General features: G+C 59.1%; 16 protein-coding genes and 1 pseudogene. All 17 read right to left on the reverse strand.

Translation table 11 applies throughout. The features are described 5' to 3' along the window. Window position 1 precedes the first annotated feature (1 nt). Window positions 2-1,021 carry a flagellar motor switch protein FliG gene (gene fliG, locus IEQ42_RS00690; RefSeq protein WP_016984305.1) on the reverse strand — a complete coding sequence of 340 codons (1,020 nt, stop codon included), beginning with the start codon at window positions 1,019-1,021 and terminating at the stop codon, window positions 2-4. Continuing rightward, a complete protein-coding gene (gene fliF, locus IEQ42_RS00695; protein ID WP_150594255.1) occupies window positions 1,014-2,801 on the reverse strand; it encodes a flagellar basal-body MS-ring/collar protein FliF in 1,788 nt (595 codons plus the stop codon). Before fliF ends, fliG begins: the two co-directional genes overlap by 8 nt. Before the next feature lie 15 nt (window positions 2,802-2,816). Continuing rightward, a complete protein-coding gene (fliE, locus tag IEQ42_RS00700) occupies window positions 2,817-3,146 on the reverse strand; it encodes a flagellar hook-basal body complex protein FliE (protein WP_042558218.1) in 330 nt (109 codons plus the stop codon). 127 nt (window positions 3,147-3,273) lie between these two features. Next, a complete protein-coding gene (locus IEQ42_RS00705; RefSeq protein ID WP_210702245.1) occupies window positions 3,274-4,665 on the reverse strand; it encodes a sigma-54-dependent transcriptional regulator in 1,392 nt (463 codons plus the stop codon). 5 nt (window positions 4,666-4,670) lie between these two features. Then, window positions 4,671-5,879: a sensor histidine kinase gene (locus IEQ42_RS00710; RefSeq protein WP_215729513.1), complete on the reverse strand. Its 1,209-nt coding sequence runs from the start codon at window positions 5,877-5,879 to the stop codon at window positions 4,671-4,673. 110 nt (window positions 5,880-5,989) lie between these two features. Then, window positions 5,990-7,465, reverse strand: a complete 1,476-nt coding sequence (locus IEQ42_RS00715) for a sigma-54 dependent transcriptional regulator (protein ID WP_042558215.1) — start codon at window positions 7,463-7,465, stop codon at window positions 5,990-5,992. A 172-nt stretch (window positions 7,466-7,637) separates the two neighbouring features. Then, window positions 7,638-7,934: a flagellar protein FliT gene (fliT, locus tag IEQ42_RS00720; RefSeq protein WP_042558214.1), complete on the reverse strand. Its 297-nt coding sequence runs from the start codon at window positions 7,932-7,934 to the stop codon at window positions 7,638-7,640. Window positions 7,935-7,944: 10 nt separating this feature from the next. After that, window positions 7,945-8,340 carry a flagellar export chaperone FliS gene (fliS, locus tag IEQ42_RS00725; protein WP_150618505.1) on the reverse strand — a complete coding sequence of 132 codons (396 nt, stop codon included), beginning with the start codon at window positions 8,338-8,340 and terminating at the stop codon, window positions 7,945-7,947. Between the two features lie 130 nt (window positions 8,341-8,470). After that, entirely contained in the window at window positions 8,471-9,934 is a 1,464-nt protein-coding gene (fliD, locus tag IEQ42_RS00730) for a flagellar filament capping protein FliD (protein ID WP_210702246.1), read from the reverse strand. Window positions 9,935-10,016: 82 nt separating this feature from the next. Next, window positions 10,017-10,373 carry a flagellar protein FlaG gene (locus IEQ42_RS00735; RefSeq protein WP_210702247.1) on the reverse strand — a complete coding sequence of 119 codons (357 nt, stop codon included), beginning with the start codon at window positions 10,371-10,373 and terminating at the stop codon, window positions 10,017-10,019. Between the two features lie 73 nt (window positions 10,374-10,446). Next, a complete protein-coding gene (locus IEQ42_RS00740; protein WP_210702248.1) occupies window positions 10,447-11,298 on the reverse strand; it encodes a flagellin domain-containing protein in 852 nt (283 codons plus the stop codon). A gap of 243 nt (window positions 11,299-11,541) precedes the next feature. Beyond that, a complete protein-coding gene (locus IEQ42_RS00745; protein ID WP_210622235.1) occupies window positions 11,542-11,808 on the reverse strand; it encodes a hypothetical protein in 267 nt (88 codons plus the stop codon). After that, the gene (locus IEQ42_RS00750; RefSeq protein ID WP_210702249.1) at window positions 11,805-13,094 is read right to left on the reverse strand and encodes a motility associated factor glycosyltransferase family protein; all 1,290 of its coding nucleotides are present in this window, start codon (window positions 13,092-13,094) and stop codon (window positions 11,805-11,807) included. Before IEQ42_RS00750 ends, IEQ42_RS00745 begins: the two co-directional genes overlap by 4 nt. 87 nt (window positions 13,095-13,181) lie before the next feature. Next, window positions 13,182-14,108, reverse strand: coding sequence for a ketoacyl-ACP synthase III (locus IEQ42_RS00755; RefSeq protein ID WP_210700850.1), 927 nt, complete (start codon window positions 14,106-14,108; stop codon window positions 13,182-13,184). A 225-nt stretch (window positions 14,109-14,333) separates the two neighbouring features. After that, window positions 14,334-15,386, reverse strand: a complete 1,053-nt coding sequence (pseI, locus tag IEQ42_RS00760) for a pseudaminic acid synthase (protein WP_210702250.1) — start codon at window positions 15,384-15,386, stop codon at window positions 14,334-14,336. A gap of 25 nt (window positions 15,387-15,411) precedes the next feature. Further along, window positions 15,412-16,527 (reverse strand): annotated as a pseudogene (pseG, locus tag IEQ42_RS00765) (UDP-2,4-diacetamido-2,4,6-trideoxy-beta-L-altropyranose hydrolase); the annotation flags it as partial. Beyond that, a complete protein-coding gene (gene pseF / locus IEQ42_RS00770; protein ID WP_210702251.1) occupies window positions 16,524-17,219 on the reverse strand; it encodes a pseudaminic acid cytidylyltransferase in 696 nt (231 codons plus the stop codon). The pseudogene pseG and the gene pseF, both read right to left, overlap by 4 nt. Window positions 17,220-17,224 lie beyond the last annotated feature (5 nt).

Here is a 17,224-nt window from a genome sequence, read left to right on the forward strand (position 1 = left end):
CTTAGATCATTTCCTCGCCGCCCTTGCCACCGAGCACGATTTCTCCGGCTTCGGCCATACGGCGGGCGATGGTGAGGATTTCCTTCTGCGCGGTTTCGACGTCGCTCACGCGCACCGGTCCTTTGGCCTCGAGGTCGTCGCGCAACAGTTCGGCGGCACGTTTGGACATGTTCTTGAAGATCTTCTCCTTGACGCCTTCGTCCGAACCCTTGAGGGCCAGGACCAGCACGTCGGAGGACACTTCGCGCAGCAGCGCCTGGATCCCGCGGTCGTCGACATCGGCGAGGTTGTTGAACACGAACATGAGGTCTTCGATCTGACCGGACAGGTCTTCGTCGACTTCGCGGATCGAGTCCATGAGCTGGCCTTCGATCGAGCTGTCGAGGAAGTTCATGATGTCGGCCGCACGCTTGATGCCACCCAGGGTGGTGCGCGAGGCATTCGAGTTGCCGGAGAACTGCTTCTCGAGAATCTGGTTGAGTTCTTTCAATGCCGCCGGTTGCACGGTGTTCAACGAGGAGACGCGCAGGATGATGTCCAGACGCACCTTGTGGTCGAAGTTGCCGAGCACTTCACCCGCCTGATCGGGGTCGAGGTAGGCAACCACGATCGCCTGAATCTGCGGGTGTTCGTAACGGATCACGTCGGCAACGGCGCGCGGCTCCATCCATTTCAGGCTGTCGAGACCGCTGGTGTTGCCACCGAGCAGGATGCGGTCGATCAGGCCGTTGGCCTTGTCTTCGCCCAATGCCTGGGTGAGCATTTTGCGCACGTAGTCGTCGGAACCGACGCCCAGGCTGGTCTGATCGCCGACGATGTCGACGAACTCGCTCATGACCTGTTCGACCTGCTCACGATGGACATTGCCCATTTGGGCCATGGCCACACCTACACGCTGAACCTCTTTGGGGCCCATGTGGCGCAGCACTTGCGCAGCATCGGTCGAACCCAGGGACAGCAGCAGAATCGCCGCTTTGTCGACCTTGGTCAGCTTGAGGGTTGCGGCTCGGTTATCACTCATCTGCGTTAATCCACTCTTTCACGACCTGAGCCACACGGCCCGGATCTTCAGCCACCAGGCTCTTGATTGCATTCAGTTGCGCGTCATAACCCTCACTCGGGCTCGGCAACAGAATGCTCTGCGGACCACCGAGGCTCACGCGGTCGTTGGACAGTTCGCCATCCAGGCCGCCCATGCCTCCGAGTTCCACGTCGCTGCCCAAACCGGCCAGCTCCTTGCCTTTGCCGCCGCCGGTGATGTTGTTGAGCACCGGACGCAGCACACCAAACACCAGCACCAGGATGAACAATACACCCAGCACTTGTTTGACGATGTCCCAGAACCAAGGCTGGGAGTAGAACGGAATTTCGGCAAACACTTCACCGCGCTCGGCGGAGAACGGCATGTTGATCACGCTGACGCTGTCGCCACGGCTGGCATCGAAGCCGACCGCGTCCTGCACCAGACGCGTAAAGCGGCCCAGTTCGTCGGCGGTCCACGGCGCGCGGGTGGTTTCACCGTTGGCCGCGTTGACCTTGACCTGATCGTCGACCACTACCGACACCGACAAGCGATTCAGGCGACCCTGCTGCTGCTTGGTGTGGCTGATGGAACGATCGAGCTCGAAGTTCTTGGTGGATTGTTGACGCTTGTCTGCCGGGTACGGCGCAAGCATCGGTTGCCCGGTGGCCGGGTCCATGATCTGCTGGCCGTTGGCGTCAACCAATGGCTGACCTGGCTGCACCATGGCGGCCGGAGCGGCTGCACCCGCAGTGGTTTGCGGCGCCGAAGCCGGCGACGGCGGCTGGTTGCTCAAGGCACCAGGCACACCTTGCGGGCCATTGCTGGCGGTGCGTTGCTCGCTGACCGACTGCTCGCTGCGCAACGCCGGTTGATCCGGGTTGAACTGTTCGGCAGTAGACTCGACGGCGTTGAAATCGATATCGGCCGAGACCTCAGCCTTGTAGCGATCGTTGCCCAGCACCGGTTGCAGAATGTTGTGGACGCGCTGGGTCAGCATGCTTTCCATGCGGCGGCTGTAATCGAACTGCTTGCCGGCCATGGTCATTTCGGAGTTTTCCGCCTGATCAGAGAGCAGGTTGCCCTTCTGGTCGACGACGGTGATCTGCGATTTGCTCAACTCGGGAACGGAAGTCGCCACCAGATTGATGATCGCCACTACCTGACCCGGCTCCAGCGAACGACCGGAATACAGCTCGACCAGAACCGAAGCACTTGGCTTGCGCTCATCGCGAACGAATACCGAACTCTTCGGAATCGCCAGGTGCACGCGGGCACCCTTGACGTTGTTCAGGCTGGAAATGGTTCGCGCCAGTTCACCTTCGAGGCCGCGACGGTAACGGGTCGCTTCCATGAACTGGCTGGTACCCAGACCCTGCTCCTTGTCGAGGATTTCATAACCGATGTTGCCGTCGCTGGGAGTGACACCAGCGGCTGCGAGCTTGAGCCGCGCACGGGACAAGTCATCGGCCTTGACCAGCAAGGCGCCGGAGCTCGGTTCGACGTTGTAAGGGATGTCGGCGGCGGCCAGTGTTTCCATGACCTGCTTGGCGTCCAGGCCGGCAAGGCTGCCATACAACGGACGGTAATCCGGCTGCTGCGACCACAGCACCACGGCAAAGCCAATCGCCACGCTCGCAGCCAGGCCGACCAACAGGCCCACCTGACGCAGCATGGTCATCTCGGAGAGGTTTTCCAGGAAGGACAGGCCGAACAACGGCGGTTTGCCGTCTATCGGGGTGGCCTTGGCCGGAACGTTATCGGCGACTGCTTCTGCCATGACTCAATCTCGTCCTTATACCGGCATCTGCATGATGTCTTGATAAGCCTGAACCAGTTTGTTGCGCACCTGGGTCAGAGCCTGGAACGACACGCTGGCTTTTTGCGAAGCGATCATCACGTCCGTCAGATCGACGCCGCTCTTGCCCACTTCAAAGGCGTTGGCCAACTGAGTCGACGCCTGCTGGGTATTACTGACTTTGTTAATCGCCTGACCGAGCATGTCGGAAAAGCTGCTGCCCGCCAATTCAGGGACAGCGGCAGTCGATTTCGGCGCAGACATGGCGTCTATTTTCATAGCCTTCATGTCCATCATCAATCGATTGAATTCAATACCTTGGCTCATGGTCTACTCTCTTGGGCGGCCCGCAATTTTTTGACACTCACTCGGCGGGTACACAGGTATTAGCAACAAGGGTGCCAGCTCATGGCCGGCCCTTTCAGAAAAGCGTTTTCAAACATTGCGCCAGCGATCAAGTGGCGAACAGATAACCTTCGACGTCCATCCCGGCATCGCGCATTTGTGCCAGCTTGTAGCGCAGGGTGCGCGGGCTGATGCCGAGCTTTTCCGCTGCTTCCTTGCGTCGGCCGCGCTCGCTGCGCAAGGTGTCGATGATCATCTGAAACTCCCGGCGGCGCAGGTCATCGCCCAAGGCTCCGGCCGAATCAGCATCGATTTCGACTTCACGAATGACCGCAGGCGTCGGCACTGACACAGGCAACGCAGCAAACATCACCGGCCCGGCCAGGCAGAAATCCTGCGGCTGAATCACGCCGCCCTGCTGCAAGATCAACGCACGCTGAATCGCGTTATCCAGCTCACGCACATTGCCCGGCCACGGGTACGCGGTCAGGCACGCTTGCGCCTCAGGCGAAAGTTTGGCCGCTGCATGCTTCATTTTATTGACGTGCTTGGTCAGCAACCGCTCAGCCAGCGGCAAGATATCGGCAGTGCGCTCGCGAAGTGGACGCCACGCCAGAGGGAAAACCGACAGACGGTAGAAAAGATCTTCACGGAAGCGCCCCGCCGCCACTTCTGCGGCCAGATCACGGTTGGTCGTGGCGACCACACGGATATCAAGGGTAATCGGCTTGCGCCCGCCGACCCGTTCGACTTCACGCTCTTGCAGCACTCGCAGCAGCTTGGCTTGCAGGCCGAGAGGCATTTCGGAAATTTCGTCGAGTAGAATCGTGCCACCATCCGCCTGCTCAAACTTGCCCGGATGCGCAGCGATGGCGCCGGTGAACGAGCCTTTTTCGTGACCGAACAGTGTGGCTTCGAGCATGTTGTCGGGGATTGCGGCGCAATTGATTGCGATGAACGGTTGAGTTGCGCGATGGGATTGCTGATGAATGTAGCGCGCCAGCACTTCCTTGCCGGTACCGGACTCACCGGAGATCAGCACCGTGGAATCACTGCGGGCCACTCGCGCCGACAGCTCCAGAAGCTGGGCACTGGCCGGCTCGACCGCAATCGGGCCTTCGACGTCAGTTGCACCGACGCTGCCAAGCGCATGTCGCGACACCAGATCGAGCAAGGCCTTGGGCTCGAACGGCTTGACCAGATAATCCGCAGCACCCTGGCGCATCGCATCGACGGCACGCTCGACGGCGCCGTGGGCAGTCATCAGCAACACCGGCAACTGCGGCTGACGCACTCGCAGCAGCGAGAGCAATTGATGACCATCCATACCGGGCATGTTCACGTCACTGATCACCAGGCTGAACGCTTCGCGCGCCACCGCCGTCAACGCTTCTTCAGCGCTGCCGACCGCGTGGTAATCATGGCCAGCCAACAGCAACGTATCAGCCAGCGCTTCGCGCAACGAACGGTCATCCTCGACCAGCAACACCTTGATGCCCATGTCTTTTACTCAGCTCCGTGGACAGCGCAAAACAGCGGCAGGATCACCTGCGCGCACGTGCCGCGCCCGACTCGCGAGCGCAGCTGCAATTCTCCCTGATGTGCTCGCGCCACCGCTTTGACCACGGTCAGGCCCAGGCCAGTGCCGGTGACCTTCGTGGTAAAAAATGGCTCGCCGAGTCGCGCCAGCACCGCAGGTTCGATCCCGCTACCGGAATCGCTGATGCACAGACGCAGGGTGTTGTTGCGGGTGTAGCAATGCACTTTCAGGCGCACCTCGCCGGCGCTGGCCTGAATCGCGTTTTCGATCAGATTCAAAAGCGCGCCGACCAGCGTGTCACGGTTGCACAGCAACTCACCGGCATGACTGTCGCACTGCCAGCGAATCGGCAGATCCTGTACGTGGGTCAGGGCCGCAGCTTGCAGCGCCTGCATCAAGGCATTGGGTGTGAGGCGATCCGTCAGCGGCAATTCGCCGCGAGCGAACACCAGCATGTCGCGCACCTGATGCTCCAGCTCGTGCAGGCGCTCTTTAAGACGCCCGGCGAAACGTTGCTGAGTGGCGACCGGCAACTCCTGCTCAGTCAAATGACTGGCGTAAAGCAATGCGGCGGACAATGGCGTGCGGATCTGATGAGCCAGCGAGGCCACCATTCGCCCCAGCGAGGACAGACGTTCGTGGCGCGCCAGCTGATCTTGCAGATGACGGGTTTCTGTCAGGTCGTTGAGCAACACCAATTGCCCAGGCTCGGCATCCAGCGAACGCGTGGCAATCGACAGGCGTCGACCGTTTTTCAAGGAGATTTCGTGACCGTCGTCTTCACGCGGGGCGAAGCAGCGAGCAATCACATGGCGCCACAACTCGCCCTCCAGCGGCAGACCGAGCAAGTCGATGGCGGCGGGATTGGCTTCGCGCACGATGCCATGACCGTCGATCACGATGACGCCACCGGGTAACAGATCAAGAAGGTTTTGCAGACGGTTGGCCAGACGTTCTTTTTCCGCCAGCTCCTGCATGCGCTGGGCACTGACCACGGCCAGTTCACCCTTGAGCTCGGTGACCCGCGCTTCAAGCATGCTGTAGGAGTCGGTCAGTTGGCTCGACATCTGACTGAACAGCTCGAAAGCCTGCTCAAGACCCTGGCGGCTTGCCTGCTCTACGGACGAAGGTTGCCCCTCGGGATTGGAGGCAGAGATCTGGGCGGCTTGGGGCATTGTGCTCTCTCGCTTGGCTGACCGTCAGTTAAACGGAACGTTGCGAGGGATGTAGCAATACCCGTGCCTAAAAAAAACTGCTTATAAATGAAGCAGTTGAAAAACAGGCGTCAATCCTCCGCCTGTTCGTCACCGTCGCGCCGGCTCATGCCGTACTTGCGCATCTTCTCCACGAGCGTGGTGCGGCGAATGCGCAAGCGCTCTGCCGCGCGCGCCACAATGCCATTGGCATCGTCCAGCGCCTGCTGAATCAGGCCCTGCTCCAACCCACCGAGGTAGTCCTTCAGGTCCAGGCCTTCCGGCGGCAACATGGCGTTGGCGGTGAAGTCCGGCGTATGACCGTTGATTGCCACACGCTCTTCGAGATCGCTGCGCAGGCTGTCGACCAATTGCTCGTCTTCGTCGTCGACGTAGCGGAATTTCTTCGGCAACTCGACCACGCCGATCACCCCGTACGGATGCATGATCGCCATGCGCTCCACCAGGTTGGCCAGTTCGCGGACGTTGCCCGGCCAGCCGTGACGGCACAGCGACATGATTGCCGCCGAGTTGAAACGGATCGAACCGCGCTTTTCGTGTTCCATGCGCGAGATCAGTTCGTTCATCAGCAGCGGGATGTCTTCGACACGCTCGCGCAGCGGTGCCATCTCGATCGGGAACACGTTCAAGCGGTAGTAGAGATCTTCGCGGAATGTGCCGATCTCGATCATGCTTTCGAGATTCTTGTGGGTCGCCGCGATGATGCGCACGTCGACGCTCTGGGTCTTGTTGCTACCCACGCGCTCGAAAGTGCGCTCTTGCAGCACGCGCAGCAGTTTGACCTGCATCGGCAGCGGCATGTCGCCAATTTCATCGAGGAACAGCGTACCGCCGTTGGCCAGCTCAAAACGGCCGGCTCGGCTGGTGATGGCGCCAGTGAAGGCACCCTTCTCGTGGCCGAACAGTTCGCTTTCCAGCAACTCGGCCGGGATCGCCCCGCAGTTGACGGGTACGAATGGCCCGTCGCGACGCTTGGAGTGGTAATGCAGGTTGCGCGCGACCACTTCCTTGCCGGTGCCCGACTCGCCGAGGATCAGCACACTGGCGTCGGTGTCGGCCACTTGCTGCATCATCTGGCGCACGTGCTGAATCGCCCGGCTGGTGCCGACGAGGCTGCGGAACAGATTGGGTTCGCGATGACGGCCACGCTCGCGGGCCTGGTCGTACATCTCGCGATAGACCTGGGCACGGTGCAGGGAGTCGAGCAATTTGCTGTAGCTGGGCGGCATTTCGAGGGTCGAAAGCACTCGGCGACGCTGGTCTTCAGGCAAGTCGATGGAAGAATTATCGCCCATTAACAAAACCGGAAGGAACTCATCCCAGGTTGAGAGTGTCTTTAGCAAGCCCAAAAGCGCGCCAGGAGCATTTACAGTCCCGATCAGTACGCAAATGACCTCACGACTAGACGACAAAGAGCCGACTGCCTGCTGCCAGTCATGGCTGCCGCAGGGTAAATTTTCTTCGCCGAGAAAATTTAGAATCACCGCCAGGTCGCGGCGGCGAACGCTATCGTCATCGATCAGCAGAATTTTGGTTTCACGCCACATGCAATAGCAACTTCCCTAGTCAACTCAATGCCCGAAAAATGGGGCAAGCGAGACGCTTGCAGGACACCATGTGCCTGTAGACGCCTGAAATCTGAAAACAGCCACTAGTTAAGTCAAAAAACCGTGCACAGTCAAATTTATGGCGCACATGTTTGGATTAACTGGAGGTTAATTAGCCAAACAGATGGTAAACCTTTGCCGCCTTCTGCGCTTGGGTGATCTGCGACATCTCGTTGGCTATCGCCTGCCGCTCCCCCATGGCCACCTCAAGAAGCTCCTTGTAGACATGGAGCAACTCCTCAAGGTTATCGCGCAACGCGACCTCGTCCATCGAAGCCTCACTCAAGACGTCTTCCATGCAGGAACGGCAAGCCAGATCCAACTCGCCAATGGCTTCCCAATTGCGCTCGGCCAAGGCACTGACCAATGCTTCACGGGTATCGGCAATTCGCTGCAATACAAGACTCATGGTGATCTCCTTAGAACTGGGGGCCTGATGGAGCGATGCCGTCCCAGCCTTCCTTTACGGTGCGCAACAGACCGGCAACTTCGTCGAGAATACGCGGATCAGTCTTGAGGTTGGCCTCTGCGAGTCGCTTCATCATGTAGATGTAAAGCTGGTTGAGCTCACCCACCGAGTCGGCACTATTTTCCAGATCCAGGCCTTCACACAAGCCGCCGATAATGCCAACGGCCTTGCTGATGGCCGTGCATTTGGCAGAAATGTCCTTGCGCTCGATGGCGCCTTTGGCCTGAGCGATGCGCTCCAGGCCGCCTTCCATCAGCATTTGCACCAGACGGTGCGGACTTGCTTCGGACGTCTGCGCATGCGCGCCGACTTTCTGATATTGCCGAAGGGCTAACATTGGGTTCATGTTCTACCTCATTGCCACAATGACTCGTATAACCAGTGTATCGCCAACGAGTCACAGAACTTTAGATCAATAAGACAAAAACCCGGCACACGCCGATAAAGCGTAGCCGGGTTTTTGTCGTGCTTGCCTGTTACTTCGCGGATTGCTGAGCGTTCAGCGTACTAAAGAATGACGTGATGTTGCTGGCTGTGGCCTTCATCTGCCCTACCAGCAAGTCCATGGCGTTGTACTTGGCAGTCAACACCTTGGTCAGGTTGGCGACACGCAAGTCCAGCGCCAGTTGCTGGTTGGTCAGGTTGCGCGTGTTCTTGGTGAGAATCGCCATTCGCTGATCAAGCAAACCGGTGCCGAGCTTATCGTCCGCTGGCGGCTTGAGGTACGGATCCACCGCTTTGCTCATACGCGCCAACAGACCATTGGTGTCGTCGGTGCCGGAGAACAACTGCTGAACCTCGCCAGTCATGCCTGGCTGGGCCATGGTTTTGGTGAACGCGTTGGTATCAAACGTCAGGTTACCGGTGTTGCGGTCGGTCATCACACCCAGCTGGGACAGCACGGCCAGCGGACCACCAGCACCCGGCGCCGTCAACTCGGCACGAACGCTGGCAATCAGCGAACGCGGCATCGCATCGCCAGTGAAAGCCGCTTGTACGGTCAGCTTGCCATCTGCGTCCGACGTCGCCTTGGACAAGGTGTCGATGGTAGTTTTCAACGTGTTGTAAGCGTCGACGAACGACTGAATCGAGGCCTGCAGACCCTTGGTGTTGGCATCCACGCCGATAACAGTCGGGGTACCCGCCGTTGGCGCGCCAGCGCTGACCGTTGTCAGATTCAGGGTCAGGCCACTGATTGCACCGGTCACCGTGTTGCTTTTGCTGGTGACCTGAAGGCCGTCGATGGTCAACTTGGCGTCTTTCGCAATGTCGCTGACGGCCCCTGAGGCGCCTGCAGCCGGGCTAGTGCCCATCGGCTGGGTACCATCGATTTCCAGACCGGCGATACCGCTGACGCTGAGGTCAGAGCCTTCGCCAGTCTTGTTCGAACTGATCACCAGGCGCGAAGCACCGGTGCTGTCGGTCACAATGTTGGCGGAGATGCCGTTGGCGCCCTGAGCCTTGTTGATGGCGTCACGGGTGGTCTGCAAGGTGGCATTGGCCGGGATGTCCACATTGTAATCAGTGCCATTTTGACTGATTTTCAGGGTACCAGTCGGAATGGCACTGGCGGCGCCGCCGGCAAAAGAGGCACTGGCGATTTTCGAGCCGGTGGCCAGCTGGTTCACGACAACACTGTAATTACCCGAAACCGCGGTGCTATCGGCGGTGGCGTTCAAAACGGCGGTATTGGCCGAAGTCGCGGTGAAGCCGGCAAATGCAGGATTGGTCTTGCTGCCCAGATTGGTCATTGCCGTCTGGAACGCGGTCAGCGCGCTCTTCAACGAACCGATACCGGAAATCTTCAGCGTGTTGGCTTTGGTCGCGGTATCGATTTGCGTCTGCTTTGGTGCCTTGTCGGCGTTGACCAGCGCAGTAACGATCGCCCCGATATCCAGGCCGGAACCCAGTCCGGAACCCGGTAGAATTGGACTTGCCATGTGCATCTCCCTTCAGATTGTTGCCATTCTTTTGACCGTTACACGCATCTTGAGAACGTACAAACATTATTCATGCCAGCTATCAGGCCTTGGCGTCGAACAACACATGACTTGCGTTGGCGAGGCTGTCTGCCAGCTTGAGGGCTTCTGCGGAGGGAATCTGTCGAACGATTTCACCCGTCTCGCTTGCGATCACCTTGACGATGACCTTCCCGGAATGCTCATCGATAGAGAACTCCAGATTGCGCTTGATCGATTGAACAAACTTCTCGATCTCCTGCACTGCCAGTTTCAACTTGGCATCGTCCGTATCCTGACTCTTGGCAGCGACCGGAGCTTCAGCCTTGGTAACTTCAGGCGTCTCTGACGGTTTGTCAGCAACCGGCGTTACTGGCTTGGGAGCCGGATAAGACAGGTTAAGCTTCACGCTCATGTCCATGCTCATCACCTCCTGACGTAAAAAGGCGAGAGAGCACGACTAGCGCACTCCCCCGCCCAAACTTGTTCCGAAATTACTGAAGCAGTTTCAGTACAGCGGAAGGCAGTTGGTTGGCTTGAGCCAGAACGGAGGTCGAAGCCTGCTGCAGAGTTTGCTGCTTGGTCAGGTTAGCAGTTTCTGCGGCGAAGTCGGTGTCTTGTACACGACCCTGTGCAGCAGTGGTGTTCTCAACGATGTTCTGCAGGTTGGAGATGGTGCTGGTCAGACGGTTTTGCGAAGCACCCAGGCTGGCACGGGTATCACCGATCGCAGCGATAGCGGCGTCGATTGCAGTGATAGCGGCGTCGATATTGGTACCGGCGGTAGCAACGTCAGTACCGGTCAGAGCCAGAGTACCTTTGTCTACGGACAGGCTCACGGCGTCGAACTTGGAGTTCAGTACCAGGTCGATGTGGTTGGCAGTACCAGTGTTTGCGCCAACTTGCAGAGTCACAGTACCAGCCGAACCGTCCAGCAGGTTTTTGCCGTTCAGGTTGGTGGAAGCAGCGATACGGCTGATTTCGTCGGACATGTCGGCGAATTCAAGGTTGGTTGCTTTCTGGTCAGCAGTGCCGTTGGTGCCGGTACGTGCTTTAACAGCCAGTTCACGCATACGCTGCAGGATGTCGGTAGTAGCTTGCAGAGCGCCTTCAGCGGTCTGAGCAACGGAGATACCGTCGTTGGCGTTCTGGATAGCCTGGTTGCCACCGCGGATTTGCGATTGCATACGGGTGGAGATCTGCAGGCCAGCGGCGTCGTCTTTAGCGCTGTTGATTTTCAGGCCGGAAGACAGGCGCTGCATCGAAGTCGACAGAGCGTCGGAAGCTTTGTTCAGGTTTTTCTGAACGTTCAACGATGTGGTGTTGGTGTTTACTGTTAAAGCCATGACGAATTCCTCGTTGGTTGGGTACTGCGGCTTCCGGCCCTGGCAACCGCCGGGTATGGCCTAGAGAACCTTCGTAATAGTTATCGTCGGGAATGCAGGTTGCTTGAGGGCTTTTTAAAAAATATTTGCCATCACCCTGCCACCCCAGAGAAAACAAAGGCTTAGCCGCCCCTCACTTTCGAAAAAATGACGCCATAAAACCGACCACTGCGCAAACCTGCGGGCCAGCGCGGTTGCCCGCCCTCAGGCTGGCATGGCCGTCAGCAGTTCGATCAGTTCGTACTCCATGGAGTCCGCCAGCCCCAACCAGTCCTGGCGCTCCTGACAATCGAGCATTTGCGTCAGCACCTGCGCCCACATCTGCTGGACATCCGCAGGCGCGGACTGCAGTAACTGCTGCGCACCCTCGAAGACCTCGACCATGCTTAGCGCCGCCTCGACGTCACGTCCCAGTCGAAACAGACTTGCGCACTCGCGGCACTCGTTGATGCATTGCGCCATTGCCGTCATTGCACAAACTCCTGATTGAATTGTGTGCCGGCGATCAGCGCGCCCGCTCTGCTGCTATTGAAAAACTCAACCTGGGGATGGGCGGCGATGTAGCGTTCCAGAACACATAAATAGCCACGGAAGTTCAGTTGTGTGCTGACGCGCTGACCATGCCCGTCACGCACCCAATGCCGCGCCTGATTCACACTCGGCCCAAGTTCACCGTCATTCCAGCCAGCATGGGTCTTGTTCATCGGGAAGGCGAAGTCGGCGCCAAACAGAGTGATGCGCGTCGCGCCCATTTTCACGGCAAGGTCCACCGCCGGATGAATCACACTGCCGCCGACATGCAGTTCGCCTCGCGGATATTCCTCGCGCAATGCCGCATAAACCGGGCTTGCGGAATATCCGCCGTAGCGCTTGCCCTTCCAGGCGCGCAAAACCTCGGGGTCGCTCATCGGCAAATAGACCAGAGGAATGCCTTCGGACTGTTCAAATGGCAGATGACGGAAGCTGATGAGCTGATCGATGCTCACCACCAGATCCGGCACCACACCGTGCTCACGCAGCGGTCGATAAGCGGTGTCGACACAGATGAACAGCGGACGCTGCGCCTGAGCCCGCACTTTCGCCAGCCGTTCAAAATGCCCCTCCAGCGTCGGCCCCGTGGCGATCACGTAGACGTCCCGGTCGACGCAAGTGCCGAACAGTTGCGCCACATCATCATCGCCCAGCAGCACTGGCAAGCAATCCTGCAAGCGTTGCTGAATGACCGGCGACTGCGGATCGAATTCACGATTGTTGAAGCTCAGGTGCACTTCACTGACCAGCCGATCACGGATCTTTGCGTTGAAGTCATCAGCCAGCAGCATCTCGGCCGGCAGGGCAAAAAACGGCGTGCAGATATCAGAAAGATCACCGGCGTAAAACAGTTCCACGCGCGGATCCTCCAGCCACTGGCGCTGATCAAGCAACTGCACGACCAGCGCAAACAGAGCGCCATTGAGAATATGCACATACAACCGCTCAAGCCCGGCGCGCTCCAGCAACACCGCAGGCAAATCGCCTAGGCCGGTGCCGTAGACATGCAATTGCGCTTTATCCGCCAGGCTGGCTGCCTGAACACGGGCTTCATGAGTACGGTCATGGCGACTGGTGAGTTGAACGCCGTTGACGCTCAGGGTCGAACCGAGCCCCTGCACCAGTTCAGCCTGAACCGCCGCACTGTCTTCGGCCATCAAGCGCTCGAACAGCGCCGGCCAGCGGCGCTGAAGGACTTCGGCGTTGGCCTGGAAAAACTCGCTCATGGCGCCTCGCGCTCCGTTTCAGGCAAAAAAATAGCGTTCAAGGTTAACCTTGAACGCTATTTTTGTATCCGCCGTTTTTAATCAGGCTCAGGGGCGGAAGATGATCGCCGAACCCCACGACAGACCGACACCGAAACCACTGAGCGCGACGCGCTGCCAGGCGGAATCGATTACGTGCTTTTCCAGCAGCAGCGGAATACTCGACGACACAGTATTGCCGGTCTCGACCATGTCCTTGATGAACTTCTCAGGCTCGCCTTCAAAGCGTCGCGCCACGGCATCGACAATCGCCGCACTGCCCTGGTGAATGCAGAAGGCATCGATATCATCAGCTTTGAGACCGGAATCATCGAGCAACTCGTGCAAGTGCGCCGGGACTTTGAGCAGCGCAAAGTTGAACACCTGACGACCGTTCATGAAGAACACACCATCGGTGACTTTCAGGTGTGGCGCGCCGGAACCGTCGGTGCCGAACTTGGCCTTGCCCAGCGCCCAGGTCGGATCTTCACCCATCCAGGTCGCGGTAGCGGCATCACCGAACAGCATGGTGGTGTTGCGGTCTTCCGGGTCAACGATTTTTGAATACGGATCGGCGGTGATCAGCAGGCCGTTCTTCAGGCCGGCGGCCTCCATGAAGCCCTTGATCGCGTAGATGCCGTAGACATAACCGGAGCAGCCCAACGAAATATCGAACGCGGCGACATTGGTAGGCAGACCGAGTTTGTCCTGCACGATCGCGGCAGTGTGCGGCAGGCCTTCTTCATCACCGTTCTGGGTGACGACGATCAAGGCATCGATCGATTCACGCTTCAACTCAGGGTTGCTGGCAAACAGCGCGTTGGCTGCTTCCACACACAGATCGGAGGTTTCTTGATCAGCGTCTTTGCGCGGCAGGAATGCCGAGCCAATCTTGCCAAGGATGAATTCTTCATCCTTCTCGAATTTTGCACCTTGTGCGTAATTGTCCACGCCGGCTACAGGAACGTAGCTCGCAATGCTTTTTATGCCAATCATTACGGCTTCCCAATAAAAAACAGCTCAAGACCACCGCTCGCAAGGATTCGAGGGGCGCCGACAAACAGAAAATGGTTGCCACGAAGGGCAACCAAGGGGAGCGCAAAGGGCTATCACTGGAACCGAAAACGGGCCAGGCGCCATCTCCCCGATCAATACAATACAGTGAAGATGCGCGTTATGACTCGCAGGTCACGCTATTTTGCCGAATCCCTTACAGATTGGTTATTCGACCAATGACCAATCCAGCGGCGTACCGCGCTTGATCGGCGCGCGAGCGCAGCGCCCGAGCACGGCATCGGTGTGCTTGGGCGGCAGGCCGAGGCCGGGGCGAATGGCGCGCAGATTGTCCTGCGTAAAGGGGTCACCGGCGGCCATGTCGGCGGTCACGTACAGCGAGCGGCGATACACCACCGACTTGAGTTCGGCTTCGGTTGCGCCGTATTGCACCTTGCCGAGCGCTTGCCATGCGCGTTCGGTTTCCACCACCAGGCTGGCCATCTCGGCCGGCTCCAGCGAGAAACTGGCATCCACCCCGCCCGCCGAACGGTCGAGGGTGAAGTGCTTTTCCACCACCGTCGCGCCGAGCGCCACGGCCGCCACCGAGACGCCAACGCCCATCGAGTGATCGGACAGCCCCACTTCACAACCGAACAAATCACGCAGGTGCGGGATCGTCCGCACATTGCTGTTTGCCGGAGTCGCCGGATAAGTGCTGGTGCATTTGAGCAACACCAGATCCTTGCACCCGGCTTCACGGGCAGCGCGCACGGTTTCATCGAGTTCGGCAATGCTGGCCATGCCGGTGGAGATGATCAGCGGCTTGCCGGTGGCGGCGACACGGCGGATCAACGGCAGATCGGTGTTTTCAAAACTGGCGATCTTGTACGCCGGCACGTCGAGGCTTTCGAGAAAATCCACGGCCGTGTCGTCGAACGGCGTCGAGAACGCGAGCATCCCCAGCTCCTTGGCGCGAGCGAAGATCGGCGCATGCCATTCCCACGGTGTGTGGGCCTGCTCGTACAAGTCGTACAAAGAAGTGCCGGCCCACAGGCTGCCCGGGTCTTTGATGAAGAACTCGCCCTCGGCCAGATCCAGCGTCATGGTCTGGGCGGTGTAGGTTTGCAGTTTCAGAGCGTGCGCGCCGGCCTTGGCGGCGGCTTCGACAATTTGCAGGGCCACGTCCAGCGACTGGTTATGATTGCCGCTCATCTCGGCAATGATGAACGGCGGCGCATCGGTACCGATCAGACGGTCGCCAATCTTGAAACTACTCATGAACGGTGTTCCCTTTATTCAAACTGGAGTTCAGCCCGTCGGGCAGCAATTGCGCATCGTCCAGTGTGGCGTGACTTAACTCGGGCACACCATCGGCTAATGCCGCAGCGACTCGCAATGCACCGCGCCCATCGACCATTTGCCGAGAACGTTCGGCCAGGCTCTGGCGCAGATAAAAATTAGCGGCGACAAAACCAATCGCGTCACGCAACTGCGCAACGCTGACCTGCTCGCGCGCGCCCATGAATACATGTGCGCCCGCTGCCGCCATCACCTCGCCGTTGACCTGCTGGTTATTCGACACCGCTATACAGATCGTCGGCAAACCCAACGCCGCTCGCTCCCAACTGGTGCCGCCACCGGCGCCGATAAACAGATCGGCCTCGGTCATGCGTTGATGGAAATCGCTGACAAAACTGTGCAGACGCCAGTTTGGCCGCGTTTGCGCCAGTGCCTGCATCTGCGCCCATGCCGGGTTGTCGACACCGGCGACGAAGTCCACTTCAAGCTCAGTAAAATCGGCCAACGCCAACATGGCGTGATGGGTCTGCATCGCCGCGTCGAAACCGCCGAAGTTAACCAGCACTCGCCGGGCTTCGGGTTTGATTTCGATCGCCGGGCAATCGAACTCTTCACGCAACATGGCATAGCGCGGGCCGAGCAGTGTGCGGCAGCCCTCGGGCAACAGCGGCGTGTAGTTATCGCTGAGGCCGGACAAATTCTGATTGAGCAGCAAATCAACGCTGTAGCGCCGAGTGGCGAGATCGTCGACGGCAGCAATACGCGGCGCCCAATGCCGTGCGGCGGTCTGCCAGTGATGATCGAGGCCGTAATGGTCGGCGATGATCCAGTCGAATTCGGCGTGATCTTCCAGCAGCAAATCCAACGCATCGATGTCGGCCTGCCAAGGCAGCATCGACTCGATGGCCTGCTGGGGGTCTTCATCGGGATAACGACCGGGCAACGCAAAAGTCTCGAAACCTTCGCCGCTCAGTGCATCGAGTCGATGCCCCGGCAACTGCCGACAGGCAAACGCGACATGACTGCCCTGCTTGCGCAGCACCCGCGCCAGCGTCAGGCAGCGGGCGATATGGCCGCTGCCGATGGTGGGTGAGGCGTCGGCGCGAATCAGGATTCTCATTGCAACTCTCCGCCGGCCTTGAGCGCGGCGTAAAGGTATTCGGCACGTTTCCAGTCTTCAGGCGTATCGATGTCCTGCACCAGATGCCGGGGCAAAATCACCGGCAGGCTGACGGGCGAATAGACCACCTCGCCGCGCAGCCACGCATCCGTGCGGCCCCAATAAAACTGCCCGGCATCCTGAAACGCTTCGGGCAGATCCTGCGAACGGGTGTTGCGAAACTCGGGATACAACGCCGTCAACGCGCCCTGCCCGTCCAGCGTCAGCGCACGCTGCACCGGGAACCCGAAGTTGCACACGGAGAAAGCGAAAGATTTTTCCGGATGCTGTGCAAGCAGCTCATACCCCTGACGCAGATAACGCGCCTGCAACAACGGCGCCGTGGCGTACACGCAGCAGGCGTAATCAAAGGCCGGCAGTTGCTGCAAGGCATGCACGATCACTGCGGCGGTGCCGGTAAAATCATCCGCCAGATCGGCCGGGCGCAAAAACGGCACATCAGCCCCGTGCGCCCGCGCGACCTCGGCGATTTCTTCGTCATCGGTACTGACGACAACCTGATCGAACAAGCCCGAATCCAGCGCCGTACGAATCGAACGGACAATCATCGGCACGCCGTCGAACGGCGCAAGATTCTTGCGCGGGATGCGTTTGCTGCCCCCGCGCGCCGGGATGATTGCAATGTTGCTCACGTTGC

Source organism: Pseudomonas iridis (assembly GCF_017980685.1).
GTDB classification, from domain to species: domain Bacteria; phylum Pseudomonadota; class Gammaproteobacteria; order Pseudomonadales; family Pseudomonadaceae; genus Aquipseudomonas; species Aquipseudomonas iridis.

What these genes read in the sequence shown, in the direction of transcription:
- fliG (WP_016984305.1), bottom strand. Translation starts at nt 1,021, where the DNA reads ATGAGTGATAACCGAGCCGCAACCCTCAAGCTGACCAAGGTCGACAAA.
- IEQ42_RS00745 (WP_210622235.1), bottom strand. Translation starts at nt 11,808, where the DNA reads ATGACGGCAATGGCGCAATGCATCAACGAGTGCCGCGAGTGCGCAAGT.
- IEQ42_RS00715 (WP_042558215.1), bottom strand. Translation starts at nt 7,465, where the DNA reads ATGTGGCGTGAAACCAAAATTCTGCTGATCGATGACGATAGCGTTCGC.
- IEQ42_RS00755 (WP_210700850.1), bottom strand. Translation starts at nt 14,108, where the DNA reads ATGATTGGCATAAAAAGCATTGCGAGCTACGTTCCTGTAGCCGGCGTG.
- fliD (WP_210702246.1), bottom strand. Translation starts at nt 9,934, where the DNA reads ATGGCAAGTCCAATTCTACCGGGTTCCGGACTGGGTTCCGGCCTGGAT.
- fliE (WP_042558218.1), bottom strand. Translation starts at nt 3,146, where the DNA reads ATGAGCCAAGGTATTGAATTCAATCGATTGATGATGGACATGAAGGCT.
- IEQ42_RS00735 (WP_210702247.1), bottom strand. Translation starts at nt 10,373, where the DNA reads ATGGACATGAGCGTGAAGCTTAACCTGTCTTATCCGGCTCCCAAGCCA.
- IEQ42_RS00710 (WP_215729513.1), bottom strand. Translation starts at nt 5,879, where the DNA reads ATGCCCCAAGCCGCCCAGATCTCTGCCTCCAATCCCGAGGGGCAACCT.
- IEQ42_RS00705 (WP_210702245.1), bottom strand. Translation starts at nt 4,665, where the DNA reads ATGGGCATCAAGGTGTTGCTGGTCGAGGATGACCGTTCGTTGCGCGAA.
- pseI (WP_210702250.1), bottom strand. Translation starts at nt 15,386, where the DNA reads ATGAGTAGTTTCAAGATTGGCGACCGTCTGATCGGTACCGATGCGCCG.
- fliT (WP_042558214.1), bottom strand. Translation starts at nt 7,934, where the DNA reads ATGAGTCTTGTATTGCAGCGAATTGCCGATACCCGTGAAGCATTGGTC.
- fliS (WP_150618505.1), bottom strand. Translation starts at nt 8,340, where the DNA reads ATGAACCCAATGTTAGCCCTTCGGCAATATCAGAAAGTCGGCGCGCAT.
- IEQ42_RS00740 (WP_210702248.1), bottom strand. Translation starts at nt 11,298, where the DNA reads ATGGCTTTAACAGTAAACACCAACACCACATCGTTGAACGTTCAGAAA.
- IEQ42_RS00750 (WP_210702249.1), bottom strand. Translation starts at nt 13,094, where the DNA reads ATGAGCGAGTTTTTCCAGGCCAACGCCGAAGTCCTTCAGCGCCGCTGG.
- fliF (WP_150594255.1), bottom strand. Translation starts at nt 2,801, where the DNA reads ATGGCAGAAGCAGTCGCCGATAACGTTCCGGCCAAGGCCACCCCGATA.